The 24,768-nt window shown below is 66.3% G+C and carries 24 protein-coding genes; 9 read left to right on the top strand and 15 right to left on the bottom strand.

The window, feature by feature from the left end; genetic code table 11:
• Positions 1-485 precede the first annotated feature (485 nt).
• From O3I_RS12755 to O3I_RS12790, 8 genes are all read right to left on the bottom strand, one after another.
• On the bottom strand, positions 486-767 hold the full coding sequence (locus O3I_RS12755) for a TetR/AcrR family transcriptional regulator C-terminal ligand-binding domain-containing protein (RefSeq protein ID WP_014983332.1): 282 nt from the start codon (positions 765-767) through the stop codon (positions 486-488).
• Between the two features lie 237 nt (positions 768-1,004).
• Positions 1,005-1,361 (bottom strand): bleomycin resistance protein, encoded by a 357-nt coding sequence (locus tag O3I_RS12760; protein ID WP_014983333.1) that lies wholly within the window; start codon positions 1,359-1,361, stop codon positions 1,005-1,007.
• A 525-nt stretch (positions 1,362-1,886) separates the two neighbouring features.
• Positions 1,887-2,543 carry a TetR/AcrR family transcriptional regulator gene (locus tag O3I_RS12765; RefSeq protein ID WP_065652275.1) on the bottom strand — a complete coding sequence of 219 codons (657 nt, stop codon included), beginning with the start codon at positions 2,541-2,543 and terminating at the stop codon, positions 1,887-1,889.
• Positions 2,544-2,579: 36 nt separating this feature from the next.
• Positions 2,580-4,625: a CocE/NonD family hydrolase gene (locus tag O3I_RS12770; protein WP_237748290.1), complete on the bottom strand. Its 2,046-nt coding sequence runs from the start codon at positions 4,623-4,625 to the stop codon at positions 2,580-2,582.
• A gap of 608 nt (positions 4,626-5,233) precedes the next feature.
• Positions 5,234-5,920: a hypothetical protein gene (locus tag O3I_RS12775; protein ID WP_141692288.1), complete on the bottom strand. Its 687-nt coding sequence runs from the start codon at positions 5,918-5,920 to the stop codon at positions 5,234-5,236.
• Positions 5,892-7,661, bottom strand: a complete 1,770-nt coding sequence (locus tag O3I_RS12780) for a M91 family zinc metallopeptidase (RefSeq protein WP_014983337.1) — start codon at positions 7,659-7,661, stop codon at positions 5,892-5,894. Before O3I_RS12780 ends, O3I_RS12775 begins: the two co-directional genes overlap by 29 nt.
• 15 nt (positions 7,662-7,676) lie before the next feature.
• Complete coding sequence (locus tag O3I_RS12785; protein WP_141692289.1) at positions 7,677-8,060, bottom strand: hypothetical protein; 384 nt, start codon at positions 8,058-8,060, stop codon at positions 7,677-7,679.
• 302 nt (positions 8,061-8,362) lie between these two features.
• Positions 8,363-9,061, bottom strand: coding sequence for a nitroreductase (locus O3I_RS12790; RefSeq protein WP_014983339.1), 699 nt, complete (start codon positions 9,059-9,061; stop codon positions 8,363-8,365).
• A 106-nt stretch (positions 9,062-9,167) separates the two neighbouring features.
• Here O3I_RS12790 and O3I_RS12795 point away from each other — a divergent pair, with 106 nt between their 5' ends.
• Positions 9,168-9,776 carry a TetR/AcrR family transcriptional regulator gene (locus O3I_RS12795; RefSeq protein ID WP_014983340.1) on the top strand — a complete coding sequence of 203 codons (609 nt, stop codon included), beginning with the start codon at positions 9,168-9,170 and terminating at the stop codon, positions 9,774-9,776.
• 1,234 nt (positions 9,777-11,010) lie between these two features.
• On the top strand, positions 11,011-11,418 hold the full coding sequence (locus tag O3I_RS12800; protein WP_014983341.1) for an SDR family NAD(P)-dependent oxidoreductase: 408 nt from the start codon (positions 11,011-11,013) through the stop codon (positions 11,416-11,418).
• Between the two features lie 85 nt (positions 11,419-11,503).
• Here the strand turns inward: O3I_RS12800 and O3I_RS12805 are convergent, their stop codons facing one another.
• Positions 11,504-12,295 carry a helix-turn-helix transcriptional regulator gene (locus O3I_RS12805; RefSeq protein WP_014983342.1) on the bottom strand — a complete coding sequence of 264 codons (792 nt, stop codon included), beginning with the start codon at positions 12,293-12,295 and terminating at the stop codon, positions 11,504-11,506.
• A 154-nt stretch (positions 12,296-12,449) separates the two neighbouring features.
• Here O3I_RS12805 and O3I_RS12810 point away from each other — a divergent pair, with 154 nt between their 5' ends.
• The 3 genes from O3I_RS12810 (at position 12,450) to O3I_RS12820 (ending at position 15,428) form a co-directional block, all read left to right on the top strand.
• Positions 12,450-13,043 carry a nuclear transport factor 2 family protein gene (locus O3I_RS12810; RefSeq protein WP_014983343.1) on the top strand — a complete coding sequence of 198 codons (594 nt, stop codon included), beginning with the start codon at positions 12,450-12,452 and terminating at the stop codon, positions 13,041-13,043.
• A 99-nt stretch (positions 13,044-13,142) separates the two neighbouring features.
• The gene (locus O3I_RS12815; RefSeq protein WP_202804931.1) at positions 13,143-13,532 is read left to right on the top strand and encodes a short-chain dehydrogenase; all 390 of its coding nucleotides are present in this window, start codon (positions 13,143-13,145) and stop codon (positions 13,530-13,532) included.
• A 411-nt stretch (positions 13,533-13,943) separates the two neighbouring features.
• Positions 13,944-15,428 (top strand): MFS transporter, encoded by a 1,485-nt coding sequence (locus tag O3I_RS12820; protein ID WP_014983345.1) that lies wholly within the window; start codon positions 13,944-13,946, stop codon positions 15,426-15,428.
• Between the two features lie 18 nt (positions 15,429-15,446).
• Here O3I_RS12820 and O3I_RS12825 read toward each other — a convergent pair whose 3' ends face one another.
• A complete protein-coding gene (locus O3I_RS12825) occupies positions 15,447-16,037 on the bottom strand; it encodes a TetR/AcrR family transcriptional regulator (RefSeq protein WP_014983346.1) in 591 nt (196 codons plus the stop codon).
• A gap of 186 nt (positions 16,038-16,223) precedes the next feature.
• Here O3I_RS12825 and O3I_RS12830 point away from each other — a divergent pair, with 186 nt between their 5' ends.
• Positions 16,224-17,525, top strand: coding sequence for an MFS transporter (locus O3I_RS12830; RefSeq protein ID WP_014983347.1), 1,302 nt, complete (start codon positions 16,224-16,226; stop codon positions 17,523-17,525).
• On the opposite strand, the gene O3I_RS12835 is transcribed toward O3I_RS12830, so the two are convergent.
• The 3 genes from O3I_RS12835 to O3I_RS12845 all read right to left on the bottom strand — a co-directional run bounded on the left by O3I_RS12835 (position 17,515) and on the right by O3I_RS12845 (position 19,670).
• Positions 17,515-18,081 carry a hypothetical protein gene (locus O3I_RS12835; RefSeq protein WP_014983348.1) on the bottom strand — a complete coding sequence of 189 codons (567 nt, stop codon included), beginning with the start codon at positions 18,079-18,081 and terminating at the stop codon, positions 17,515-17,517. The genes O3I_RS12830 and O3I_RS12835 overlap by 11 nt on opposite strands.
• Positions 18,082-18,193: 112 nt before the next feature.
• On the bottom strand, positions 18,194-19,069 hold the full coding sequence (locus O3I_RS12840) for an NAD(P)-dependent oxidoreductase (RefSeq protein ID WP_041562587.1): 876 nt from the start codon (positions 19,067-19,069) through the stop codon (positions 18,194-18,196).
• A gap of 31 nt (positions 19,070-19,100) precedes the next feature.
• Complete coding sequence (locus O3I_RS12845; RefSeq protein ID WP_014983350.1) at positions 19,101-19,670, bottom strand: NADPH-dependent FMN reductase; 570 nt, start codon at positions 19,668-19,670, stop codon at positions 19,101-19,103.
• Between the two features lie 154 nt (positions 19,671-19,824).
• Between O3I_RS12845 and O3I_RS12850 the strand changes: the two genes are divergently transcribed.
• Together O3I_RS12850 and O3I_RS12855 are read left to right on the top strand one after the other, a co-directional pair.
• The gene (locus tag O3I_RS12850; RefSeq protein WP_014983351.1) at positions 19,825-20,277 is read left to right on the top strand and encodes a MarR family winged helix-turn-helix transcriptional regulator; all 453 of its coding nucleotides are present in this window, start codon (positions 19,825-19,827) and stop codon (positions 20,275-20,277) included.
• A gap of 270 nt (positions 20,278-20,547) precedes the next feature.
• Positions 20,548-20,970: a hypothetical protein gene (locus O3I_RS12855; protein ID WP_014983352.1), complete on the top strand. Its 423-nt coding sequence runs from the start codon at positions 20,548-20,550 to the stop codon at positions 20,968-20,970.
• 41 nt (positions 20,971-21,011) lie between these two features.
• On the opposite strand, the gene O3I_RS12860 is transcribed toward O3I_RS12855, so the two are convergent.
• The gene (locus O3I_RS12860) at positions 21,012-21,329 is read right to left on the bottom strand and encodes a DUF222 domain-containing protein (protein ID WP_237748291.1); all 318 of its coding nucleotides are present in this window, start codon (positions 21,327-21,329) and stop codon (positions 21,012-21,014) included.
• Positions 21,330-21,561: 232 nt separating this feature from the next.
• Positions 21,562-22,299 (bottom strand): leucyl/phenylalanyl-tRNA--protein transferase, encoded by a 738-nt coding sequence (aat, locus tag O3I_RS12865; RefSeq protein ID WP_041563727.1) that lies wholly within the window; start codon positions 22,297-22,299, stop codon positions 21,562-21,564.
• A 211-nt stretch (positions 22,300-22,510) separates the two neighbouring features.
• Here aat and O3I_RS42590 point away from each other — a divergent pair, with 211 nt between their 5' ends.
• Positions 22,511-24,718 carry a DUF4328 domain-containing protein gene (locus O3I_RS42590; protein ID WP_081593974.1) on the top strand — a complete coding sequence of 736 codons (2,208 nt, stop codon included), beginning with the start codon at positions 22,511-22,513 and terminating at the stop codon, positions 24,716-24,718.
• The last annotated feature ends 50 nt before the right edge of the window (positions 24,719-24,768 follow it).

The following is a 24,768-nucleotide window of genomic DNA, read 5'->3' on the forward strand; positions in this document are numbered from 1 at the left end:
CCCAGTCCGGGGATGGAGCGATTGTCCGCGAACCCGGCGTCAGCTCCATGACTGCGTTACTCATCGGCCACATAGTGCTGTTCTCCAACATCTAGACGATGGGTAACCGCGCATCGGCAATATCGGATGTTCTGCGCGGCAGTCGATCTCGCTGCGCAGAACGCGCGCCACGCGGCATTTGCGTGCGTTCCTTCCCCTGCGCTGCCGAACTGGATCGTGGCCTAACACGAGCGAGATCGGTGGTCCCACTTGTGAATGCGGAATCGAGAAAACGTACCGTCCGGCGGCATGTCGGGGGTCAATGGCGGTTGTCAGCACCGGGAGGCACTCGCACTGAAGCCGGGGGCCGAGGCAGCGGGCTTATTTGCGTCGGCGGGGCTCGAAGTCCAGTCCAGGCACGACGACGTGCCTGGAGGGCAAGACGGACAAGGTCCTAACAGAATCTCCTCGGACTCGATGGGTGCTCGACGCACACTGCGGCGCGGTCAGGGGCGGGTGGTGAGGGCGGACCAGAGGATGGTGGTGAGCTGTTCGGGCAGGCTGGCGCGCGCGGCGGCGGCGTCGCCGCGCAGGAACGCGCCGAAGAAGGCGCCGAAGACCATGGTGGCGATGGTGCGGGTGTCGATATCGGCGCGGACCGCGCCGCGCTCGATGAGCTGGTGCAGGACGTGTTCGACCTGGGTGACGCGGGGTTCGACGGCGCGGGTCACGACGTGGGCGAGGAGTTCGGCCACGCGTTCGGCTTCGCTGATGAACCCGCCCTGCACGAAATCGGCCGCGCCGCAACGAAAACGGCAGGTAACCTGACTTGGCTCGAGATCGCTGATCTTGGGTAGGGTGCTGGCTGTTAAGCTGCGGTTTCATCGTGTGAACGGCGAAAATCTGCGCACTAAGCCGGCCGGTTCCAGGGGTCTGCCCATCGCTTCCCGGTTACGGCTTCAGCGTCAAGCCGGGCATTGTTCGTCGACGAGGTCCAGCCATTCTTCCGGCTGGTCCGCTGATGGTCACCCGTTCTCGGTAAGCGGCTGGCTAAAGATCAAAAAGTGCCCATCGGGTGTCCGTACGTTGAAGTCGCGCATCCCGTAGGGCCGGTCAGCCAGTGGCTCGACGATGTCGGCGCCGCGGGCGCGCAACTCGTCGTGGCAGGAATCGACGTCGTCGACGATAATCACCACCCTGGCCGGGCCGACGCTGCTTTCGGCGTATAGGTGGAACTCGGCGGTGTCGCGGATCACGGCCGCGTAGCTAGGTGGGGTCTCCCAGGTGAATATGGTGTCGAATCCGAGCACGTCCGTGAAGTACGACCGCGCTGCCTGCACATCTCGGCACGGCAGCACTGGAACCGCCACCCGCATGACCATTCCGTCACCTTACCTGACTTTGGCTCGAGATCGCCGATCTTGGGCAGGGGGCTGGCTATTAGCGGTTCCTCTCGGTGGTAAGGGGAAGCTCTGCACGTTCACGGCAGGGCCTGCAGAGGCGGGCCGTGCAGTGAACTGAATTCCGTACCGATCGTGAGATGTGTTGCGCCACAATATCACATTGCAAATGCGCGCCTCAGCGAGAATGCTCGCTCATCGGCAATACCGGACGTTGTCAGGACCCGATCCGACAACCGAACTCGGCACCGCATCCTGCCACTCGCTTGACGCAAGACACGCCTCTCCTTCGTCATCATGAGTAGCAGGATCCGCGGGTTCAGGTTCAGCCCCGCATGTCGGGAGGGGAGCGCAATGTCGCGGTCGGCGAAGTCGGGGATCCCGGCCGAGGGCAAGCTGCGGATCGTTCTATCGGCGCTCAGGGGCGAGATGAGTCTGTCCGAGACGCGTCAGGGTCGGTGTGGATTGGAGAGGGCTGGGTGGTCGTTTGGCGCCGGCGTCTGCTTGTCAGGTGATCGGCTGGGTGAATGTGCCGGGGTCGAGTTCGTGTAGTTGGGGTGTGTGGGTGGCGTAGTACTCGGCGAGGGGAATGCGGTAGGAGTCGAGGTCTGGGCGCGGGTAGACGCTGCCTGTGAGGGCGGCGCCGGAGAACATGCTGACGATGGAGAACAGCGCGAGCTCGCGGGAGCTGTCCGGGACGGCGTCGAGGAGGCCCATGTCGTTGGCTTGGGTGTAGATCCCGGCGTAGAGCTGTTCGACGGCAGGGCCGATCGATGTTCGAAGTTGTTCGTCGGTGCGGGCGGCGATCATCATTTCGTGCCAGACCGCGACCAGGGGTGATTGTGCGGTGTTCGCGAGCAGGGCCAGTGCGGTGCGCAGGGCTGATGGCTGGCCGCGAACGTGTTGGGCGGCTGCGGCGTAGGCGGCCAGGAGCCGTTGGCTGACCTCGTGGGCGGTGCGCGCGATCAAAGCGAGCCGGTTGTCGAAGTGCCGGAACAGTGCGCCGGGGGTGACTTCGGCGCGGTTGCAGACCGCGGAGATCGAGGTGCGGTAGTAGCCCTCGGCGACGATGGTGTCGATGGTGGCGTCGACGAGCCGGGCGATCATGGCTTCGCGGCGTTGCTGCTGAGTGCGCTGTGGGGTGCCCGGCCGTTGGTTCGCCATGGTCTCAAGTATGGCCGGGCACTACGCGGGGTCCTGCTACTGCCCGATCGGGCGGTCGGTGGGGATGTTGATCCAGCTGGGCGCGTGGGGGTCCAAGCGCAGGTGCTGGGGTTTGAAGCCGCTGTCGATCATGAACGGAGTCGGCGGGAGGGTGGCGGGGATGTTGCCCGCGAACACGTCGACGCGTAGCCGGTGGCCGGGCTGCAGCACGGCGTCGATGGGGAGCAGGCCGATGTCGAGGGTGGTGGGTTGTCCTGGGATGGTTTTTTCGCGTCGGGCCAGGTCGAGGTAGTACTGGGGGAAGGTGTAGTCGCCGTTGGCCGACTTCGCGCTTTTTGCGTCGTCGATGGCGCGTAGCGAGGAGACCAGTTGCCCGAAGCTGAGTTCGCGGGATCGGCCGTCGGGTGCGACGTCGTTGACCGACGCCGACCAGAACCCGTCCTGGGCGTCGTGGACCGTGTTCAGATGCACGGTGATCGGGCCGGAGATCTGGGTGGGTTCGGTGACCGGTGAGCTGGTGAAGCTCAAGGCGTTGGTCTCACGGATCTGCGAGTCCTGCGTGCAGCCGGGGATGATCGAGGTGAGTCCGGCTGTGGTCCAGGCGATGTCGCGTGAGCACAGGGTGCCTGCCCCTGGCGAGACGGATAGGTCGGTGCTCTCACCCGCCGGCTGGGCGGACAGGCCGCCGTCGTTGATCGCGGTGCGGGCGGTGCCGGTCGGGGTGTTGTCGAGGTAGAGACGGGCGTAGTCCATTCCTGGGCGGGGGAACGAATCGGCCGAAGTCCATTCTCCGCCTTGTTGTTTCATCGTCACCGGGCTGTATTGGTCGATGCCGTTGTCGATGCCTTTGAGCCACTTGTCGAACCATGCTCGTTGCAGCACGTCGATCCGGGGTGGGTAGCCGGGGTGGCCGAACCCGCCGATGCCGGAACCGGCGTGATAACCATCGCCCATGATCAGTTTCTTCTGCGTCGACGGCAGCGGGATCCGTTCGAACGTTCGTGTCGCATCACGGCCGAACGGATCGAACCAGCCCCCGACCAGGAACGTCGGGACATCGATCGAGGACGCGTCCGAACCCAGTGCGCGCCGCCACGGCGACTCGGGATCCACTAGGCTACGGGTCTTTTCGCTGAGCTGAGAGACATCGGTGGACAGGTAAGCGCCGGCCATCACATCCATTTGGCTCAACGGACTGGCCAGGCGGTCACGCAGCCATTGCAGTTCGGTGGCGGGGTCGAACTTGCCCGCGATGAGGGACTCGACATCGGGCAGGAATTTGAGTGCGTTGATCGCCAGCTGCCACGGCGGTGCAAGAGGGATGAGCCCGCCGCCGCTCATCAGACTGGTGGTGATATCGGAGGTGCCTTCGTAGGGGAAGATCGCTTCGAGTCCCGGTGGCCGCAGGGCAGCGGCTTGAAGCTGGTTGTTCGCCGAGTAGGACGCTCCGGTCATGCCCACCGAGCCATCACTCCAGGGTTGCTCGGTGATCCATTTGATCACCTCGGCGGTGTCTTGCTGCTCGCGTGGTCCCCACATCTCCCATTCACCGTGCGAGTTCCCGGTGCCTCGTGCGTCCACCGTGATGAACCGGTAGCCGCCCTGGACCAGCTTCCAATCCCCCAAAGCGGCCTGGATCGCGCCGGTATCGAGCAACCGGGTCAGATCCGTGACCCCTTCCAACGGTGTTCCGGTGAGGTCGACCGAGGCGATCATCGGGGCGATCACCTGCTCGATCCCGGGGATCTTCAGCAACGCCTGACCGACATTGAATGCGGTGCGGTCATAGGCGTTCATCAGCAGAATCGTCGGCGTTTTGTCGGTGGTGGCCTGGTTTCCCTGGCCGGGATGGAACACATCGCCCTTGAGGACCGTGCCATCGCTCATCGTGATCGGGACGCTCAACTCCGGCACGATCGCGCTGTAAGGTTGCGCCCCATCCTGGGTCGCCGTCCACTGCGCGGCAGCCGCGCCCCCGTCGAACCCGGTGAACTCCGGACCCGCGACGGCATCGGTCCCGCTCACCAGTGCGCCACCCACCCCGACTACGACCGCGGCCACCACCGCAACCGAGCGCATCATCCACGACATTGTGTTCCTCCTCGGTAGCCGACAGTGCGCCAGATCACTTCCGAGCCCGCGGCAACACGAGAATAGATATCGATCCGTATCTAAGTCAACGCTGACTGGGACACCGATGCTGAACAGGTCAGAATCTGGCCAGAACAGACAGGCGAACCGAGACCGAACTCGCCGTCGCACCTGCCACCGGGTTGACGCAAGACGCGTGTCTGTGCGTCATCATGAGTGGCAGGACCCGCGGGTTCAGGTCCAGCTCCGCACGCCAGGAGGGGAGCGCAATGTCGCGGTCGGCGAAAGTCGAGGATCCCGGCCGAGGACAAGCTGCGGACCGTCCTATCGGCGCTCGTGGCGAGATGAGCGTGTCCGATACGGCATGTCCGCACCCGCGTGCGCTCCCTGTAGGCAAACGGTGTTTCCCAGCTTTGACGCCGTTGCTGACCGAATGAATTTCGTTGCAGGTCAATACCATCGCGTAGACGCGTCGCTCCCCGTGGGGTAGCGTTGCCCAATTGCGCACAACGGCAGCGCGTTTCAGCTGGTTCGCACGCCGCGGACCTGGATCGTGCCCGATCAGGTTGGCGTCGTGCACGATTCGCGCACGGGGTCGATCATCGGAAAGCCACCGGCTCTGTGCAGAAGCGGTGCTGCCGGGTGTAGGAAATCCGCCCGTGGGTCGCGATCTCGACGCCGTCCACCGTGCGGAGTCCCAGCGCGGGCGGGTATGGCTCCGGCACGACGCCGAGGCAGAAGACAACGCCCGCCGGGGTGGACGGAAGTCCGGGTGGACCGTCTTCGAAGCCGCCCCCGAAAGGGTGGTAGGTGGTCAACGGGCGGGGGATCCGGATGGTTCGCGATTCTGTGCTGCCGGGGCCGACGCGCAGTATGCCCACGGACGGCGGCACCGCCAATTCCCGGACTTCGTCGGGCCAATCGAAAAGTCGCTGGGCGATTTCGATGGTGTTGCCGGCGGGGACAATATAGGCGTCCCCCTGCGGCACCTTGCCTTCGTGCGAAACGAGCGTCGGGACTATCAGCTCCTGGCTGCTTCGATTGTCGACACGCCAGGTAACCGCGAGGTCCGCGCCGGTGACCGTCACCTCGGCGTCGAACGTCACCCCAACCGGAATCGCGGCGCCACCGGCCAAATGGTCGGGTTCGCCTCCTCCGCCGATATTCGTCGTCGCTCGGCAAGCGATGAGAAGCATTGCGCAGAAAGCGATCGAAGCGCAGGCCCGCAGGCCGGCCCCGAATCTTTCGACCCGGCTGTTATCTGTAATGGTCACGGTTCGGCGCACCCAGCTCCCTGCGCAACCCGTTCTCGGTCAGCTCGATCCGATGGTCGGGGTCGATGATTTCCGGGGTGTTCGGATCGTGGTCGTGATCGACCGGTAGGCCGACGGCAACTCGTTCTCCTTGCCTTTGCTGGTGATCGAGCGAGTCTGCTCCGGTGTACGGGGTCTCATCGAAGTTGCCGGTCATGTAGTCGTAGACGTGGGCCATCTCGTGGTAAAGGATCGCTACGGGCGGGCCGTCGTTGATGGAGTCCATCCGTGGTGAGTATTCGATTTTGTTGTTGCCGAGATGGGGGATGGGCGCGGTGCTGTTGTCGTTGCCCGGATACTCGGTGATCGTCAGGTTGTCCCTGCCGATGCCGAGAAATCCCGAATTGTCGTGCGCGCGTTGCATTTCGGCCAGCATCTGCTGGCCGGCCGGCGAGGACCGCAGCATCTCCAGATCGGCCTCGGCCCTGGTCACGAACTCCGGCGACCCTTCGATCGCAATGAACCGGGCCTCGTTGGAGAGCTGCACCGTCACGATGTTCTCGGTGCCTGCGTCCGAGCGATCGCCGGACTCCTGGTACGACGTGTCGATGCCGGTGCCGCCGTAGGTAGAGTCCCGTCCCGCTCCGGCATAGGACGTATCGTTTCCGGCTCCGCCGAACAGGGCATCGTTGTCGCGTCCACCCGACATGATGTCGTTGCCGTCGCCCCCGACGACGGTGTCGTTGCCGGTCCCGCCTTCGAGATAGTCCTGGCCACGCCCGCCCAGGAGCCGATCGTTGCCACCGAGCCCGTACACGGTGTCGTTGCCCGCGCCGCCGCTGAGCAGGTCGTCATCGCCCTGTCCGTCGACGTAATCGCGCCCGAGCCCGGCGAGGACGGCGTCGCGGCCTGCGCCGGTTTCGATCTCGTCGTTGTCGCGGCCGCCGAGCACGCGGTCGGCTCCGGCACCGGTCTTGATCCTGTCGACACCGCTGCCGCCCAAGACCGTGAAGTTCACCTGGGTTCCTCCGGGCACGTTGACGTGGTCGTCACCCGCCCCGGTCCGAACAACGATCTCCTGGCCCTTGGGGACGACATATGATTTTCCGTTGATGGTGACCAGGGTTCCGTCGCTGAACGGGTCATCGCCGATCGTGATTTCGTCGTTGCCCGCACCGGTGTTGATATAGGTTTTGTTGCCCACCGTGATGACCCCAACGGTATCGATGTCCTCGGGCAGCATGAACGGGTCGGCGCCATTCTGGGTGATCGGTTCGAAGGCAGCGCTGATCGCTTGCCATTGTGCGGTGGCGTCGATCAGCGTCTGTCGGTCCCCGCCCAGGCTGTTGTCGAGGCCCGCGCGGATCTCCGTGGCGCGGATGCCCGCGGCACGGACCAGTTCGGCCTCGGTGTCGTCTCGCGGCTCGAACCGGACTGCTCCTGACGGACTACCCGAATGCGGAATGTGCGAGACGGTGGCCCAGGACTGGTCGAGTTGCCCCTGCGCAATGCGCACGGATGCGGCGATGAACTGCACTCCTGCGGACACTTTCACCGCAATGTCATAGGCGGCGTCGAATTCGGCGACTACTCGGCCGCGGTGCGCTTGGTACGACTCGGCGGACTGACCTTGCCATTCGGCGACGACGCTCTTGGATTCGGCGATCAGCCGATCCGCGGTCGCCTGAACTCGATCGGCGAGCGTCGTCCACTCCCGTGCCGCATCGTCGAGCGATGCGGCATCGTGCCATAACTGCCAACGACCCTCTGCCATTCGAATCCCTTCTCGTCAGCGAGGCGCGGGCGGCGGTGGTGGCGGTGCCGGTGGTGGCGGCCGCGGGCCGGTCGGCGCCGAGGAACTGGCCAACATGGCTTTTGCCGAGGTCTCGTCCGCGTCGGAGATGGCGAAGGCGAACAGCATCAAGCCCTCGGCATCGGCTTCGAGCACGGCCGCCAGCGACTCGATCGCGTCGTGCGCGGCCTCGACACAAGGCCCGTGCGGCGCCGTGGTCTTATAGCCGCCGTCGGTATCTCCCGCGTCTCTCGGCGCGACGGTCAGACCGCCCGCCGAATCACTGATCGCCGACGTCAGGCCGATGGCAAGGTCAATACACCGATCGGCGAGCGTCGCCAAGGCCTCCGGACGGACCCGTACTGTCGAACCCTGAGCCATCGGATTTCCCCCCGTTTGAGCTCCCCTGGCGTCGAGGGTACCGAAATCAGCGCCTTCGGTAAATGGCTATCGAAAACCGTACCTATAGGTCTCGGCGATGCCTGCGCGGCGCTCTCGGCCCGGGCTTGATTGCCCTGTGCCGCAATAGGTTCGGGCGGGCCGGCCCGCCCTGTCGGCTCCTCCGGTACTCGGCCGGCGGTGGATCGGCCTCGTTGCGCCGCCGGGGCCGTTGTGCTCGGGCCGAACGTGAGCCGAAGGTTCGGACAGCGCGGTCCATGTGAAGCCCGAACACCGGGTGGGACCTAGGTGTGAAACCTGGTGGTCTCGCAGAGTTTCGCGCGGGCGACTCTGATCCGGTTGACCGCGGCGGAGGTGTTCGCGTAGCCGAAGGACACTCCGAAAAGCACTTTGCCGTCGGTGATTCCGAGTTGGTGGCGAATCGTTTCTCCGTAGAAGCCGAGCAGACCCTGTGGGCAACTGGCGATTCCGTAGGCGGTCATGGCCAGTAGCAGGGTTTGTCCGTACATGCCGATGTCGGCGGCCATTCGCTCGTCGGCCATGGGCGGGGCGAGGATCAGGGCGACGTGTGGTGCGCCGTAGAAGCGGAGACTTTCGGTGCTGTGCGCCTCGCGGGCCGGGTGATCGTCGCGGGCGATCCCGAGTGCCCGGTAGACGGTTTCGCCGAAGTCTTCGCGCCGCCGGCGATGGAGGTCGGTGTACAGATCGTCCCGGTAGGGGAAGTCCACGGACAGATACTTCTGCGTGTGCGCCGTCAGCAACGCCGCGCTCAACCGATCCCGTGCCGGGCCGCTGACAACCTCGACGGTCCACGGCTGGGTGTTGGAATTCGACGGAGCCGCGCCGGCCAGGGAGAACACGGCCTGCATCGTCTCCTCCGCAACGGGATCGGGGCGGAAGGACCGGATGGCTCGCCGGCCACGGATCAGCTCTTCCGCGTGGCGGGACATATCGTTTCGCTTGGTCGCACTCTGATTCGTCATGACTTCCTCTCCCGACGACACTCTTAAATAAACGTAATCGTTTACATAACATGGCGAGGTTAGCACGCGTGAAGCCGTTAAGTACACGGTTGTGTATGCTTTGGTGATGAGCGAGCGACAGGCGGTCCAGCGCCGCCGGGGCCGAGGTGGCCGCGAACGTATCATCGCGGCGGCCACCGCACTGTTCGAGGCTCAGGGCCTCAACGCGACGAGTATGGAGCAGGTGGCCGCCGCCGCCCCTGTCTCCAAACGCACTCTGTACCAGCACTTCCCAACCAAGGATGACCTGGCCCTGAGCTATCTGCGTCACCTGGTCGAATCCGGCCGCACGATCGACGCCGTCCTGGATCGTGACGACCTGCCTCCCCGAGATCGCCTCCTGGCCCTTTTCGCCCTTCCCGACGCGGTCGACGCCCCGATCCGCGGCTGCCCGTTCATCGACGCCGCAGCGGAATTCCCCGATCCCCACAGTCCGGCCCACCGATACGCGGCCACGCAGAAGCGCCGCATGGCCACCCGACTCACCGAACTCGTGGCCGCACTGGGCGTCACAGACCCTCGAACCCTGGGTGAGCAACTCGCGCTGTTGGCCGACGGCGCCGCGAGCCGCTCGATGGTTCTCAACGACACCGGCTGCTACGACTATGCGCGCGCGGCAGCGAGAGCACTGCTCGACGCGGCTACTCCGGCCGAGAACGGGTCACCGCGGCACTGAAATCCGCTGTGTCAACGCCCGGTTCGCCCGCGAGGATCGGAGGACGAACTCACCACCGAATTCGGCAGTACCGGATGTACGTGGCGCTGCAGCTCACTGGCGCAGCGGTTGACCGGCAATCTAGGAAGATCTGGAAGGGGAGCGGTTGCGCGCCGATCTGACGCAGGCATCGCGTACGTGACTGCGGCCGGGGTCGGCTCCAGGGTGGAAGGCGAACCTGGTGCGGTACAACAGTTTCGGCACTTCCTTTAACCGGCCCACTGCCCGACCGCACGCACGGTGCACACGACCCGCGTGCACGCCCGAGCACGAAAGGTCAACGAATGGTGACGACGATCGGTACGGGAGCGGGACCGCCTGTTGGCGGTCCCGCTCGCGCGTTGTGCACAGAGGTGGCGGTAGGCGCGCGCAGTGGCTACCGCCGTGCATCATGCAAGAGCCGGACTACCTGCCGTCGTTGCGTCCGGACTTGGGCCCACCCTTCGTCGGGGGAATCCGCTCGTACGTGCAGGCTCCTCCCGCATTCGGGGGGCAGCTCAGGCACCGGTAACCGGGGATTTCCCGACCGGCGCAGGAGGCGGCGAAATACATCGATCCGCTTTGCACTCCATCAGCCACCGGGGCTGCCGATGCCTCGCCTATCCCGAGGCCGAGACCGGCGGCACAGACCGCGATCGCGGCGCTGACGGCAATACGTTTGAACACAGTTCTTTCCCTCCCAAGGCGACTCCCCGCCGCCACTCGTGATTTGGCTCGACCACAAACTTTGTTGTCGCCGAACGGTTTACACGCTAGCAGCACAACTATTCCGCGCGGTCACCCCTCGCAACCATGGCAGTGCCATGTTCAGAATGGCAGGCGTAGTCGCGGCTGACTCGCGCATAGTCGACTACACTGCGGCGTCCCGCGAACCGGCTCAATCAGTCGTCACCGAAATTTACCGGCAAATACCCCCGCAGATAATCTGCCCGACCAGTCACCAAACCTCTTTGCGCACAAGTCGGTTCAGCACGGGCTCGGGAACACGACGATCAGGCCGGGCTCGGAGTCGAGACCGGACAACACTTTTCATCGACAGCCGTGGCCCGCTGGGTGTGATGATTGCCGCGAGGCGTGGACGGAGTGCCCGGGTTCCGTTGTTGTTCAGGCGAGGCCGCGCAGGGCTTGGTCGTCTTTGCTGCCGCGTTGGGGGAAGTACACGTACAGCTGGTGGCCCTCGGGTCCGATCCAGGCCGTGCTGTTCAGTCCGCGGCCGAGCCTGTCGTGGATCAAGCCGGTGCTCGACACCGAGGCGTCGGACCTCGCGGATGCGTTGGCGCTGAACGTGATCGCGGCCGCGGCGGCCGTCCGCGCGGTCCTGCCCGAGATGCGCCGGCACCGACGCGGCTCCCTGCTGTTCACCACCGGCGGCGCGGCCGTCGAACCCCACCGCGATCGCGCGGCATCCGCGATCGCCTACGCGGCCGAGTCCGCCTACGTGCGCATGCTGCACGACGCGCTCGCCGACCAGGGCGTGCACGCCGCGCAGGTCACGGTCGTCGGGCCCCTCGGACCTGGCGCCCGGCACGAACCCGACGCGGTGGCCCAGCAACTGTGGCGGCTGCACACCGAACGCGACCAGTCGCTGGTCGTTCTGCGCTGACCCGCCGCCGCTCCCTGGCAGACCGCCCTTCGGCAGTAGCGGATCTTGCTGCGCCGCTACGGCTCTCGTCCCGCCTCGTAGGCGACTAGGTCGGGTGCCCGCTGATGTCCCGTGGGTGCCGCAGATCGGCCTGATAACGGCCCGGGGTCTGGCCGATGAGTGCGGTGAAGGCCTCGATGAAGCTGGTGGGATTGGACCAGCCGCAGCGGACCGCGATCTCGGTGACCGAGTGGCCGTGCACGAGATCTACCAGGGCGTGCTGCACGCGCAGCAGCGTGCGCCACTGGTGGAAGCTCATGCCCAGTTCGGTCCGGAACAGCCGGCTGAGGGTTCGCTCGCTCGCGCCCACGGCTCGCCCCAGCTCGCCGAGCGTGGCCGAGGACGCCGGATCGGCGTGCAGCCGGTCGGTCACCGCGCGCAGTCGGTCGTCGACCGGTTCGGGCAGATGCAGTGCCTGCTCGGGCCGTTCGGTCAACTCGTCGACGATCACCCGCAGCAGCCGGTCCGCGACCGCCGGCCGCAGCGTGCTGCCCCCGGTGAGTTTCAACACCGCCTCGCGCAGCAGCCCGGACACCGCGAACACGCCCGGATGCGCGGGGAGCGCGGCACACAATGCTTCGGGCACCTCGAGGATGCTGATCTCGGTGTCGCCGTAGGCGCGGTGATAGTGCTCGAAATGCGGTGGGGTCCAGGAGATCCGGTTCGCGGGCGATACCCAGGTGCCGCCCACGGTGGTGGTGGCCAGCACCCCGCTGGCCGCGTACAGCAGCTGACCCTGCTCATGCGAATGCGGTGCGATGCCCTCGCCGTGCACCAGCGCCCAGCGTCCCTGGATGTCGTCGTAGCCGAACCACGGGATCTGGCGGTGTCGGGGCACAAACCTATGGTGCCACCGATCTTGGCGGGAATCCGGAATCCGCTGTCCGGATGACGGTGGCACGCCGCGCCTCGGGGGATGACATTGGTCAGTGGGCACCCGCCGGAGTGCGTAGTCAGAACTCGAACACCCTGTGCACAAGGAGGTTTCGGACATGACCGAAGATCGAATCGCGGACCGTCTGGCGATCGGCGAGCTGATGTCGGGCTGGATCCATCGCGACCGGGAGCAATGGGAGGAACTGGCCGGACTGTTCCACGAGGACGCGACCCTGACGTTCCTGTGGTTCTCCGGCAGCGCCCGCGACTTCATCGACGGCTCCCGTCGTCTCAGCGGCGGCCCGTTGCGCAACAAGCACTTCATCGGCTCCCCGGCCATCGAATTCGCGGGTGATCGCGCGTTCGTCGAGACCAACGTGATCCTGCTGGCCGACCATCTCGACTCCGGTCTCGGCGCGACGATCCACAACCGCTTCCTCGATCGCGTACGCCGCGACGACGGCGTCTGGCGTATCGCACAGCGCGACTCCGTCTACGACCTGGGCGGATTCACCTATCCCTTCGGTGTCGACGGCGCGGAACACATCGACGCCGAGGACCTGCGCCGTCGCCACCCCCGCGAATACGCGGCACTGGCCTACCTGCTCGAACGCAGCGAAGTCCCGGTGACCGGCAGGTACCCGACCCGATTCAGCGACCGGGAACGCGCCATCCGCGAATCGGGCCACGCCTGGCTGGCCGGGGAGTGACCATGGGAAACCTCGAGGGGAAAGATCGCACTGGTCACCGGCGGCAAGGCAGTGCGTTTGCGGGGACGTCAGTCCGATCGCGGCTGGGGGTCCGGTGTGATGTCCAGGGCGGTGAGCCACAGTGGCAAGGAGGTCGCCGGGTTCGGCATCCACGTCACTGCCGTCGCGCCCGGCTCGTTCCGCACCGACTGGGCCGGGCGCTCCATGATCCGCACCGAACGCTCCATCCCGGACTACGACGCGCTGATGGATCCCGTGCGCGCACACCGCCGCGCCGCCGACGGCAATCAGCTGGGCGATCCCGAAAAAGCCGCAGCCGCAATACTTTCGGTGATCGAGTCGGCCGACCCGCCGGCGCACCTGCTGCTCGGCTCCGATGGCCTGCGACTGGTACGAGCCGGTCGCGCGGTCGTCGACGCCGAGATCGAGAAATGGGCCGACCTCTCACGCACCACGGACTTCGCCGAAGGAGCCCAGCTGCCGAACTGAACTGCCGGGCATCCGCGCGGATCCGGCGTCGAAGCCGGTGCTGCGGAGCAAGGGGAGCAGCACCGGCCAGTGCGTCGAGGACGCGCGCATATTCGATGTGCGGCGAACGCCGGGGGTGCCGTATCGTGGCGGAGTGCTGCCGCCGAAGTCTCTTTCGGCGGCAGACGCGGACTTCCTGTTACTTCTGTAGTGGATTCGAGGTGGTGACTTATATCCCAGGCCATGTAGCCGTCTGCGTTTCCGCACGTTCTGATTGGTGAACGTGTGCGGGGCGGACGTCGCGCTGGCCTGAGTTGTGTCACCCCATCCCTGTTTGCCGGGTGCAGCTCTGCCGACTGCCCCGGGTTCGTGTTGTCCGGTCCTGGCGTGGTTTACGGCGAGCTCCCCGATTCCTGAACCAGGAGTCCCGCCATGAATTCCGCCGCGCTCGACAACGAGCCCGAACACACCCCTGAGCCCTCGGCCAATGCCGCATCCGGCACGCCGTCGACGGTGACGACGGCCGCCAGGATCGCCCTCGCGGTCGTGCTGACCGGCGAACTGATGAGCATTCTGGACGATTCGGTCGTCCTGACGGTCATGCCCACGCTGCAACGCTCGCTCGGCGCCGGACCGGCCGTGGTGCAGTGGCTGACCGCGGGCTACGCGCTGACCTTCGCGCTCGGGCTGATCACCGGCGGCCGGCTCGGTGACCTCTACGGCCGGCGCAGGGTCTTCCTGTTCGGCACCGCCGGGTTCACCCTCGCCTCGCTGCTGTGCGGCATCGCGGCCGGGCCCGGCATGCTGATCGCCGCCCGCGTGCTCCAGGGCGGGGCCGCGGCCGTGATGATCCCGCAGGTCCTGGCCACCCTGCACGTCATCTTCGACGGCGAGAACCGCAGTCGAGCGTTCGGTCTCTACGGGGCCATCCTCTCGATGGGCAGCGTCGTGGGTCCGGTGCTGGGCGGTGTGCTCACCGAGGCCGACCTGTTCGGACTGTCCTGGCGGCCGATCTTCTTGATCAACGTGCCCGTCGGGCTCGCCGTGCTCGTCCTCGGACGCAAGTTCATCGTCGAGTCGACCGCGGCGAAGGCCGACCGCCTCGACCTCGCCGGGGTGCTGCTGTCGGCGATCGCGATGGTGCTGATCGTCTTCCCGCTCACCGAGGGGCACGCCCACGGCTGGCCGCTGTGGTGTTTCGCCATGCTCGCCGGCGGTGGACTGGTGCTCGGCGTCTTCCTCCGGCACCAGCAGCGTCGCCGGTACGATTCGCCGCTGGTCGCGCTGTCGCTGTTCAAGGACAGGCAGTTCTCCGGCGGTCTGTCCGCGCAGCTGACGATGGCCCTGCTGTGCGGGCTGTTCTTCCTGACCTGGAGCCTGTACCTGCAGCACGGCCTGGGCATGAGCCCGCTGAGGGCAGCCCTGGCCTTCACGTTGCTCGCCCTCGGCGAGCTGGCCGGTGCGATGACCGCGACGAAGACCGCTGGACGTTTCGCGCGTCGCCTGCCGCAAACCGGAGCCCTGATCGCCCTCGCCGCGATCGCGGCCTACGGGATCCAGATCGGTAGCGGGCGAGCCGAGGTGACCCTGCTCGCGATGACGGTCCCAGTCGTGCTGCTCGGGTTCGGCTTCGGTCTGATCGGCGGACCGATCGCCGACCTGAGCCTGGCGAAGGTGCCGCACGACCGTGCCGGTTCGGCGGCGGGGCTGTTCAACACCGCGCTCCAGCTCGGCTACGCGCTGGGTATCGCGCTGGCCGGCCCGGTGTTCTTCGCCGCTACCGGCGGCGCACCCACGGGCACGCTCAACCGCGACGGGTTCACCGGTGTGCTGTGGTGGGTCGGTGCGGCCGTAATGGTGCTGTGGGCCCTGATGTTCTGCCTGCCCCGCCGCGCAAACGGTTCCGCCGGACGGTGACTTCGCCCAGGTACTGCGCTAACGCAGTACCTGGGCGACGAGCCGGTCGGTGAACTCCTTCGGGATGGGCGCACCGGTGACCAACGCGCGGTAGTAGATCGGGCCGACCAACTGATCGACCAGGAAGTCGATGTCGGTCTCCGGTGGCAAGTCACCGCGGTCCGAAGCGCGCTGCAGGGGCAGTCGCTCGCGCTCACGCTGGTGGCCGAGCGGGTCGGTGCGCAGCTTGGTCGCGACCTGCGGATCGTGTTGCGCCTGTCCGGTGAGGGCGCGGAAGACGGCTCCGGCGTCCGACGTCGTCAGGAATTCGGCGAGGTTGTGCAGGTGGATCCGCAGGTCTGCGCGGAGGTCGCCGCTGTCGGGCGGGGTGAGGTGCTGTGCGGCGTCGTCGGCGAGCGCGTCCAGCAGGATCTCGGTCTTGGACGGCCACCAGCGGTAGATGGTCTGCTTGGCGACGCCGGCCCTGGCGGCGATCCCTTCGATCGTGAGTCCGGCGAACCCGCGCTCGACCAGCAGATCATCGGCCGCCTCCAGCACCGCACGGCGGGCTTGTTCGCTGCGCTGATATCGGTTTCCGTGGTGGGCGGTGCGGTCGGCGTCGCCTGCCATGCGAGTTCTCCTCTGCGTGGGAGCGCGGCATCCCGAGTAGACGCCACGCAACGTTGCGTCTACTCTAGCGGATGGCCGATGGCGTCGACCTCTATCGACTATCCCGTGGGTACGGCTCGAAGCGGCTGTCGCACGGGTTCCGTTGTCCGACCGGTGAATTCCGGTCCCTGGAGAGAAAGCGCACGCATGTGCAACGCCTGCGGGGACGTCGCCCACGTCCTCGAATCGAAGCCCGCCCCGGTTCGCAAGTTCGCGGCCCTGCGCAACCGCGACTGCCGCCCGTACCTGTTCGGTGCCGCGCTGTCGATGATGGCCGACAACATCGAGCACGTCATCACCTACTGGGTGCTGTGGCAGAAGTTCCACTCACCGGCGCTGGCCGGGTTCGAGGTCATCAGCCACTGGGTGCCGTTTCTGCTGTTCTCCGTCTACTTCGGCTCGCTCGCCGATCGCTACGACTGCCGTCGGCTCATCCAAGCGGCGCAGATCCTGTTCATGGCCGTCTCCGCCGCCTGGGGCGTGCTGTTTCTCACCGGCGCATTGCGGGTGTGGGAGGCGTGCGTGCTGCTGGTCCTGCACGGGTGCGCCGGGGCGCTGTGGAGTCCGGGGGAGCAGTTGATGCTGCACGATTTCGTCGGGCGCGCCGAGCTGCCCAGCGCGGTGCGGCTCAACGCCACCTTCCGCAGCCTCGGCATCCTGTTCGGCCCGGTGGTCGGCTCGGCGCTGCTGCTCGGGCTGGGCCCGACCGCGGGCATCTTCGCCAATATCGTGTTCTACCTGCCACTTACGCTGTTCCTGTGCCGGACCAGGTTCACCGGCCACACGCGTGACGGCCACGTGCGGCGGCCGCGGGTCGGCGTACTCGATTCGATGCGCGTGTTCCGCGAGGTCCGGTCGAACCGCACGATGGTCAGCATGATCGTGCTCGCCGGGCTCGGCTCGTTCTTCGTCGGTGCGTCGATGCAATCGTCCATGCCGATCTTCGCGCAGGACCTCGGTGCGGGTGATGCGGGACTGACCTACGGTGTGCTGCTGTTCGCCAACGGGGTCGGCGGAGTCATCGGCGGGGTCCTGCTCGAAGCCACCGGACGGATCAAACCGACGGTCACCGCCGCCATCGTCAGCACCGCGGTCTACGGACTGACGAGCCTCTGTTTCGCCGCCACCGCCAGCTATCCGTTCGCGGTCGTGCTGCTGGTGGTCGGCGGGGTGGCGAATCTGGCATCGATGTCGATCGGGCAGACCGTCGTGCAGCTGCTCGCTCCGGCCGCCGACCGAGGCCGGGTGATCGGGCTCTACGGCGTGTCCGCCAGCGGCTTGCGCGCGGGCAGCGGCTTCACCGTCGGATTGATCGGGGCGGCCATCGGCGTGCACTGGTCGCTCGGGCTCAGCGCCCTCGCCCTGTGCCTGGGCACCGCGGCCACCGCGCTCTACGTGTGGCGGGGCCGGACAGCGACCCCGACCACCGGAACTTCCGCTACTTCATGAGCTGAAGCAAGCCTAGTTCGGGTTCGAGCGCACCGTCCTGACCGAGCGCCAGGAAGTCCGCCTCGACCGCCGAGCGTGCGAGTTGTCCGGCCCGGACCGCCCGGTAGCGCACGAACGACCAGAGGAAAACGTCGAGGTTGTCGAATCGGGTGCCGCCCTCGACCACCTCCTCCTCGTGAAACCACACGGCCACTTGACCATTGGTGAGTACCACGTACAGGTTGCCGCCGCCGTCGGCGCCGATCGAGTAGACGTCGTCGTCGGTGAGTTCGGTCGTATAGTCCGAATCGAGGATGCCGCAATCGTTTCCGGCGAAGTCGAAGCCGTAGGACCAGTCGAAGATGTCCAGGAACTGCGGCAGCAGGCCGGAGCGGACCCGACGGTCGAACGCACTCAGCGCGGCGGCATCGGACGGCGCGAGGCGAGCGAGAAACGCTGTCACCGAACGTGTTTCCTCCGGCACCTGAACTCGTGGCGCGGCGGGGAACCAGCGCGCCAGGTCGGCGTCGAGGTCGCGTTCGGTGTAACCGACGAGGTCGGCGGTGCAGACAGACATGCCGAGCATCCTAGAAGGTGCGGGGGACAGTCGTAGTCCGCGTAGACCGTTGCCCCGCAACGTGAACGCTACGGGGCCGGTCCTGGGAGCATGTCTGGAGCTGGGCGTGCTGCTAGTGGGGGCGGGCGGTGGACCGTTGGCGGGTGACTTCGGCGACGCTCGCCCAGTCGAGTTCGGCGCCGATCTGCTCGACCGCGGTGGCGAACACGTCGTGCAGGGCCGGTCCGACCGGGAGTGCGACGCCGAGTTCGTCGGCGACGCTCAGGGCGAGGTTCAGGTCTTTCAAGCCCAGCGTGGTGGTGAACCCGGGCGGGGTGTAAGTGCTGGTGGTGATGGCGTTGCCGTAGCCGCCGTACACCGGGCCCGGGAAGATCGAATCGTTGATCATTTCGACGAACTGCCCCGCGTCCAGCTCGGCGTGCTGCAGCAGGGTGATGGATTCGGACAGTGCCTGTAGCGCGTGCAGGATCAAGTAGTTGACGGCGACCTTCGCCGTCGGCGCGGCGTCCACGGCGGCACCGAAGTCCCACACCTTGCGGCCGAGCACGGCGAGCATCGGTGCGGCCGCGGCGCGGACGTCTGCGTCACCTGAGATCAGCACGGCGAGCTTCCCGGCCACCACCGCCTCGGGTCGGCCGATCACCGGGGCACTGAGGTAACCGCCACCGGCCGCGGCGAACTCGCGAGCCGCGGCCGGACTGATGGTCGCGTGGTTGATGTGCACGAAACCTTCTGGCGCGGAACGTATCCGGTCTTCCGTGAAGACCTGCCGCACCGCCTCTTCGTTGCTCAGCATCGAGAAGACCGTCCCGGTGGCGATCGCGTCCTCGGGGCGGTCGGCGAGCGTCGCACCGCGCGCCAGCAGGTCGTCTGCCTTCCCCGCGGTCCGGCTCCACACGGTGACGCCGTACCCGGCATCGAGCAGTCGGCCTGCGAGGGCAGCGCCCATCTTCCCGAGGCCGATGAGGCCCACCTGGCGAGTTGTCATGATTGTTTCTCCGTTCTTCTGAAGGACTGAGTCATGAGTTGCTGTCGAGGGCGCGGGTCATTTCCGCGCCGATCTTGCGCAGTAGTTCCCGGTTCGGGGCGAGCGTGCTGTCGAGGTCGCGCAGCTGCCAGTTTTCGTCCACGTCCTGCTCGGTGATGACGGCTTCGACGTGGGCGTCGAGCAGTCGCATGTGCAGGCCGTGCAGGACGCCGATGAGTTGTTCGGCGCCTCTGCGGCCGCCGTGGGTGCCGTAGGTCAGCAGGCTCGCGGGCCGGTCGCGCCATTCCCAGTAGAGGTAGTCCAGCGCGTTCTTCAGCACACCCGGGTAACCCCAGTTGTATTGCGGGAAAACGAAAAAGAAGCCGTGGTAGCTCTGCACGAGCCGACTCCAGGCCCGGGTGTGTTCATGCTCGTACTGCCGTAGCGCGGCCTTGCAGGGTTCGTCCAGGAACGGCAGCCCGATCTCGGCGAGATCGAGCAGGTCGTAGTGGAGATCGCTCTCCTCCTGCAGGGTGTCGCGTGCCCAGGCGGCTATCCCGGCGCAGATGCGGGTGGGGCGAGTGCTGCCGATGAGGACGGCGACGCGCTTCTGGTCCGTCATAGGTCTGCTTCTTCCCTGTCGAGTCGTGTCGAGCCCTGGCCACCGTGTGCGGCCCGACCCCGCGGACCCAATCCATTGTTCGTGACAAGTACTGTTCGTGTCACGAACCAAAATAGTTGGTATCACGAACTGAATCAAGCTAACCTGGCCTACTGTGACCACTGACGCACCCGACCCGGAGCTGGACCTGGTCGACGGGCTCATCCAGCTGTCGTTCATCCTGCAAGCCGTCCTGGGGCGCCTCGCCGGCCAGCAAGGGTTATCGGTCACCCAGCTCCGCATGCTCGCTGTACTCGACGATCGTGAGATCGGCATGCAGCAGCTCGCCGGCATCCTGGAACTGGAGAAGTCCAGCGTCACCGGATTGGTCGATCGAGCCGAGCGGCGCGGCCTGGTGCGGCGGATCGCCGTCCCCGGAAACCGGCGCGCCGTCCATGTCACCGTCACCGCCGACGGCCGCGCCGTCGTGCATCTGGTGCGCGACGCGGTCCGGGCCGAAATCGGCAATCTGGCAAACACTTTGAGCGAGCGGCAGCAGGGGTCTTTCCGCCGCTCGATCGAAACGCTGATCTCGCACTACGTCACCCAGCACGGCATTCCGGTGTGAGCGTCCCCTCGGCCTGCGTGAGCGCTGCCGCGGTGTCGCCGAGCGAGGTCCCAACTTTTCGATGTCTGGACGTCAGGGCTTGGCGATCCGCGGGACCGTCGCAGGCCGCTGTCCGCGCTTATCGCCGTCACGCGGTGGTCCGGTCCTCGGCATGCGCTGAGTGATCGCCGAGTCAGCCTGTGCCGCAGTTGTTCTCGCGACGTGCGGTCCCGTACCAACTCTGGACAAGTTCTTCACCGAATCTCCACAACACCTTGCTGTACTCGCCTCATGAAATCGGTGGAGGTGTGGATGCGGGTGCTTGCGGGAGGCGGTGTCTACGCCGGGATCGGAGTGGTTTTGCTGAACGGGGCGATCATGCTGATTGCCGGGATGTCCGACGGGGATGTTCCGGCTGGTTTGCGCAGCTGGTTGGCCGCCGAATCGGTCGTCGTGGGGGTGGCGGCCGTGGCGCTGTTCATCGGTGCGGCTACTGCTCGGGTTGCGGCGATCATTGTCGGATGCCTGTTGTTCCTGGTGGATTTCGCTCTTCTGCTCGCCTGGGACGCCAAATTGCACAACCGGCCGCGGCACTATTTCGGTGGGGGCGAATTGACGTCTATGGAAGCGATTCTGCTGACAGTGTGGGTGGTGTTTCCGATTCTCACGATGGTGCTCGCCATCGTGAGTTCAGCTCGATGTCCGCGGCGCTGATATCGACGGTGGCCGGCGCTTTCAGATGGCCGGGCGCGGGCTCAGCTTGCGGCCGCGAGCACCCGCCACACCTTCTTGGAACGCGAGCGGGCCTGCGGGGCCGCGGTTTCGATTCGTCGGCGCGCTTCGTGCGCGGTGATGCGCAGCAGATCGGTCAGCAGCTCTACGGTGTCCCGGTAGCCGGTGTCCGCGGCGAGGCCACGTCGCTCGGCTTCGGCGACGGCCGCGCGCATGGCGGCATCGAGTCGCCTTCGGCGGCGTTCGGTTTCGACTAGGGTGCGCAGCAGATCGACGTCGGCCAGATCCGGCCATCCTGGTGTTCGAGCATCCGGCGCCAGCGCGGTCGAATGAATGGTCACGCGGGTGAGCTTACCGCAAAGATAGAACATATGTTCGACAATCGGGCTTGCTGGACATGCCGAGTCGGCGTCGCAGGCGGTGCATAGTTGCTGACCTGCGGTCGGAGGGGATCGGTAGGCGAGAAGTTGTGCCCGTCCCCGAGGCCGACAAGGGCGTGTCGCTCGAGGTTGTGGCCACTACCGAGATGCGTGCGCAGGTATCGCACAAGTCGGGCCGTTCGCCGGTGCTCGTTCACGCCGGTAAATGCTTGGGGGAGTGGGGGACTGGGATGTCGAACTGCCAGGGGCCGACGAGGCCGGGGCGGGCGGCGGCTTGGGCGTGCAGGCGCAGGTAGTCCGCACGGGGGAGGTCGATCGCGCCGAGGGAGGTGAGGTGACTGGAGGCGACCTGGCAGTCGATGAGGGCGAATTCCCAGGCCGTCAGCTGGGCGCACAGCCAGTACAGCGCGACCTTGGAGGTGTCGCGGGCGCGGGAGAACATGGACTCGCCGGCGAACGAGCGTCCGCGGGCGACCCCGTACAGGCCGCCGACCAGTTCGCCGTCGCGCCACACCTCGACCGAGTGCGCGTGACCGAGGTGGTGCAGTCGCAGGTAGGCAGCCTGCATATCGGAGCCGATCCAGGTTCCGGCCTCCTTGTCCCGCGGGCCCGCGCACTGCGACATCACCTCGGCGAAGGCTCGATCCATGGTCACCGCGTAATCGGCACTCGCGACAGATCGGCGATAGGACCGGCTCACCCGCAGGTCGGTCGGTAGCAGAATGCTCCGCGGGTCCGGGCAGTACCAGTGGATCGTTTCGCCGGGATTGTACCAGGGAAAGATGCCCGCCGAATAAGCGTCCAGCAACCGCTCCGGCGACAGATCCCCGCCGAACGCGACCAGCCCGGACGAATCCGCGAGTTCCACAGACGGGAAAGGCTGATCTGGATCCGCCAGATACATCCGCATCAGGTCACCGGCGTCGCTCATCGGACCGAGACTACCGACCTGGGTTCCGTCGGTTCGGGTCGCGCGGTTTGCGAGCACTCTCCGACAAGACATCGACGAGCTGGTAGAGATCAGCGGTCCGTCACCTGATACGTGGTCGAGGGGTTGCCGTTGTGGTCCGGTGCGCCATGATGTCACGGGACCGTTTGCCACGGGCGGCGTTTGCGCCGGTGGAACCGAAGGGATTTGGACGATGTCAGTGGGGTGGGACGCCGCGCTCGCGCGCGGCGGAAGGAACGTCCGTCCGATCGGGGCGCTCGGGGGCTGGGCGATCGGCCTGGTCGCCGGGGCTGTGGTCATGATGTTCGTCAGCGCCGTCGCCGACTGGAGGCTCCTCGCGGATTTCGAGGAAAGCTGGGGGCAGCGGGGTGGCACACGCACGGAGTGGGAGTCCTACACCTGGCCCGGCATCCTCGCGCAACTTCTACAACTCGGCGCGGGAATCCTCGTCATCAGCTGGTTGTGGCGGGCGCGTCGCAATGCCGAAACGCTGTGCACGGCACGGCATCGGCTCGCCAACGGCTGGGTGATCGGCGGCTGGTTCTGCCCTGTCGTCAATCTGTGGTTCCCGCACACGATCATGTCGGATGTGTGGCGGGCGAGTGACCCGCGGACGCCCTCGGAAGCACCGGATCTGCGTGGCCGTCCCGGCAGTGCGCTGGTCACCGCGTGGTGGTTGTTCTTGCTGCTCGGTTGGGTGCTCGGGTTCGTGGCCCTGGTCTTGGGCATTCCGTCGTCGCGGGTGGAACGGACCGGTGGCTACGTCATATACGGGTCCGCTCCGGTCGGCGGGTTCGGTTTGATCGCAGTGGAATTCATCCGCGCGGGTGTGCTGGCGGTGTCGGCACTGTGCCTTGGGGCCGTGATCATCCAGGTTCAACGTCGTCAGCAAGTTTCCCGAGCTGCTCATCCCGGTACTGGTTGGGCTCCGGCGATCGTTCAGCCGCGGACTTCGCCGCCGAGTGCGGCACCCCAATCAGCTTCAGGCGCAGTGCCGGTCGGCGAGTCGGCTCCGCGCACGCTGCCGCTGCGGGACAACGACCCGTCCTCGCTCGGCCCGTACACGCTTGTCGGCCGGCTCGGTGCAGACTCTCGCGGTGACGTCTTCCTGGGTCGTGCAGGAGATTCGACGAACGTCCTCATCCGGACCGTGCACCTGGACCGCGGAGTCGGTAGCAACGACCGCGCCGAGGTCGCCCGCGTCTTCGCCGCCGCGCGAACCGTGCACAGCGACTTCACCCCGGCGGTGCTCGACGCGGACGCCGAGGCTCCGAATCCGTGGATAGCGACCGAATACCTCACCGGCCCTTCGCTACACGACCTGGTGACCGGGCGCGGGCCGTTACGGTCGGCGGAGGTCCACACCGTCGCCGTCGGTATCGCCCACGCTCTTTCGGCCATCCACAGTGCCGGTCTCATACACGGTGCGGTGACGCCCAATTCAGTGATCATCACCGAAACCGGGCCCAGGCTGATCGATTTCGGTCTCCCCACGTCACACCCCGAGTCGTCGGCGTTCACCGCACCGGAACAGCTCATCGGCGAACCGGCAGTACCCCCGTCCGACGTGTTCTCGCTGGGCGGTGTGCTGGTTTACGCGCTCACCGGCCGACCCCCGTTCGGCGACACGGACGCCGCGACACTCCTGCACCGCATGACAACCCAGCCGCCGGATCTCACCGGCATACCCGAAACCGGGCTGCGCTTCCTCCTCACCGGCTGCCTCACCACGCAACCCGATGCCCGACTCACCGCAGCGCAACTCCACGGGCAGCTCGGAACGACGACATCGCTTCCCACATCGGCTGATTGGACCACTCGAGCCGACCCCGGTATCGGTGACCGTATCCTCACGATCGCGATCGTCGCCATCGCGGTGATCCTGGTCGTCATCGCCGTTGTCGTCGCAGTCGTGGCGATCACCAGTCCGGAGGAAACCGTTCGTTCCGCGGACACCGTCACCCGGACACCCACAACGTTCACCCCGGTCGGCCCGCCCCGCCCTTGGGGCGAGATGCAACCGGCAGCGGACTTGTTTCCGAAGCTGATCCCGACAACGCCGACCGCGATCGACGGGTACCGGGGCATCACCTGCACGATCGACAAACGTAACTACGCCACGATCCGATGCCTGAACAGCTCGACTTTCGCTCCGACCTTCGACCTCTACTGCTTCCCGCACGGCCGAGACATGAGCCAGTACGGCGGCGACACTCTGATAGAGCAATTTCAGCGCCCCTCCGGAACAGTCACCCTCCGACGCCAGGAGTACGGTTTCCAGGACCCCAAAATCGTTGTCTCCTTCGAGAACCCACCCCGCAACTCCTGCCACATCTATTCCGAGGCACCGCCGGACCGCGAAAACGAGCACGTCGAATGGTGGCGTTCCGCACCCCTGTAGTCCCAGTGCCGGACCGCCACTGTCGTCACGTAATCCAGCAGGAAGCTTCG

Source organism: Nocardia brasiliensis ATCC 700358, from assembly GCF_000250675.2.
Classification (GTDB): Bacteria; Actinomycetota; Actinomycetes; order Mycobacteriales; family Mycobacteriaceae; genus Nocardia; species Nocardia brasiliensis_B.

Coding starts and splice junctions, on each gene's coding strand:
- O3I_RS12765 (WP_065652275.1), bottom strand. CDS start 2,543: ATGGCGAACCAACGGCCGGGCACCCCACAGCGCACTCAGCAGCAACGC.
- O3I_RS12770 (WP_237748290.1), bottom strand. CDS start 4,625: ATGATGCGCTCGGTTGCGGTGGTGGCCGCGGTCGTAGTCGGGGTGGGT.
- O3I_RS12840 (WP_041562587.1), bottom strand. CDS start 19,069: ATGACAACTCGCCAGGTGGGCCTCATCGGCCTCGGGAAGATGGGCGCT.
- O3I_RS12785 (WP_141692289.1), bottom strand. CDS start 8,060: ATGGCTCAGGGTTCGACAGTACGGGTCCGTCCGGAGGCCTTGGCGACG.
- O3I_RS12845 (WP_014983350.1), bottom strand. CDS start 19,670: ATGACGGACCAGAAGCGCGTCGCCGTCCTCATCGGCAGCACTCGCCCC.
- aat (WP_041563727.1), bottom strand. CDS start 22,299: ATGAGCGACGCCGGTGACCTGATGCGGATGTATCTGGCGGATCCAGAT.
- O3I_RS12835 (WP_014983348.1), bottom strand. CDS start 18,081: ATGTCTGTCTGCACCGCCGACCTCGTCGGTTACACCGAACGCGACCTC.
- O3I_RS42590 (WP_081593974.1), top strand. CDS start 22,511: ATGTCAGTGGGGTGGGACGCCGCGCTCGCGCGCGGCGGAAGGAACGTC.
- O3I_RS12795 (WP_014983340.1), top strand. CDS start 9,168: ATGAGCGAGCGACAGGCGGTCCAGCGCCGCCGGGGCCGAGGTGGCCGC.
- O3I_RS12780 (WP_014983337.1), bottom strand. CDS start 7,661: ATGGCAGAGGGTCGTTGGCAGTTATGGCACGATGCCGCATCGCTCGAC.
- O3I_RS12815 (WP_202804931.1), top strand. CDS start 13,143: ATGTCCAGGGCGGTGAGCCACAGTGGCAAGGAGGTCGCCGGGTTCGGC.
- O3I_RS12790 (WP_014983339.1), bottom strand. CDS start 9,061: ATGACGAATCAGAGTGCGACCAAGCGAAACGATATGTCCCGCCACGCG.
- O3I_RS12820 (WP_014983345.1), top strand. CDS start 13,944: ATGAATTCCGCCGCGCTCGACAACGAGCCCGAACACACCCCTGAGCCC.
- O3I_RS12830 (WP_014983347.1), top strand. CDS start 16,224: ATGTGCAACGCCTGCGGGGACGTCGCCCACGTCCTCGAATCGAAGCCC.
- O3I_RS12810 (WP_014983343.1), top strand. CDS start 12,450: ATGACCGAAGATCGAATCGCGGACCGTCTGGCGATCGGCGAGCTGATG.
- O3I_RS12825 (WP_014983346.1), bottom strand. CDS start 16,037: ATGGCAGGCGACGCCGACCGCACCGCCCACCACGGAAACCGATATCAG.
- O3I_RS12855 (WP_014983352.1), top strand. CDS start 20,548: ATGAAATCGGTGGAGGTGTGGATGCGGGTGCTTGCGGGAGGCGGTGTC.
- O3I_RS12760 (WP_014983333.1), bottom strand. CDS start 1,361: ATGGTCATGCGGGTGGCGGTTCCAGTGCTGCCGTGCCGAGATGTGCAG.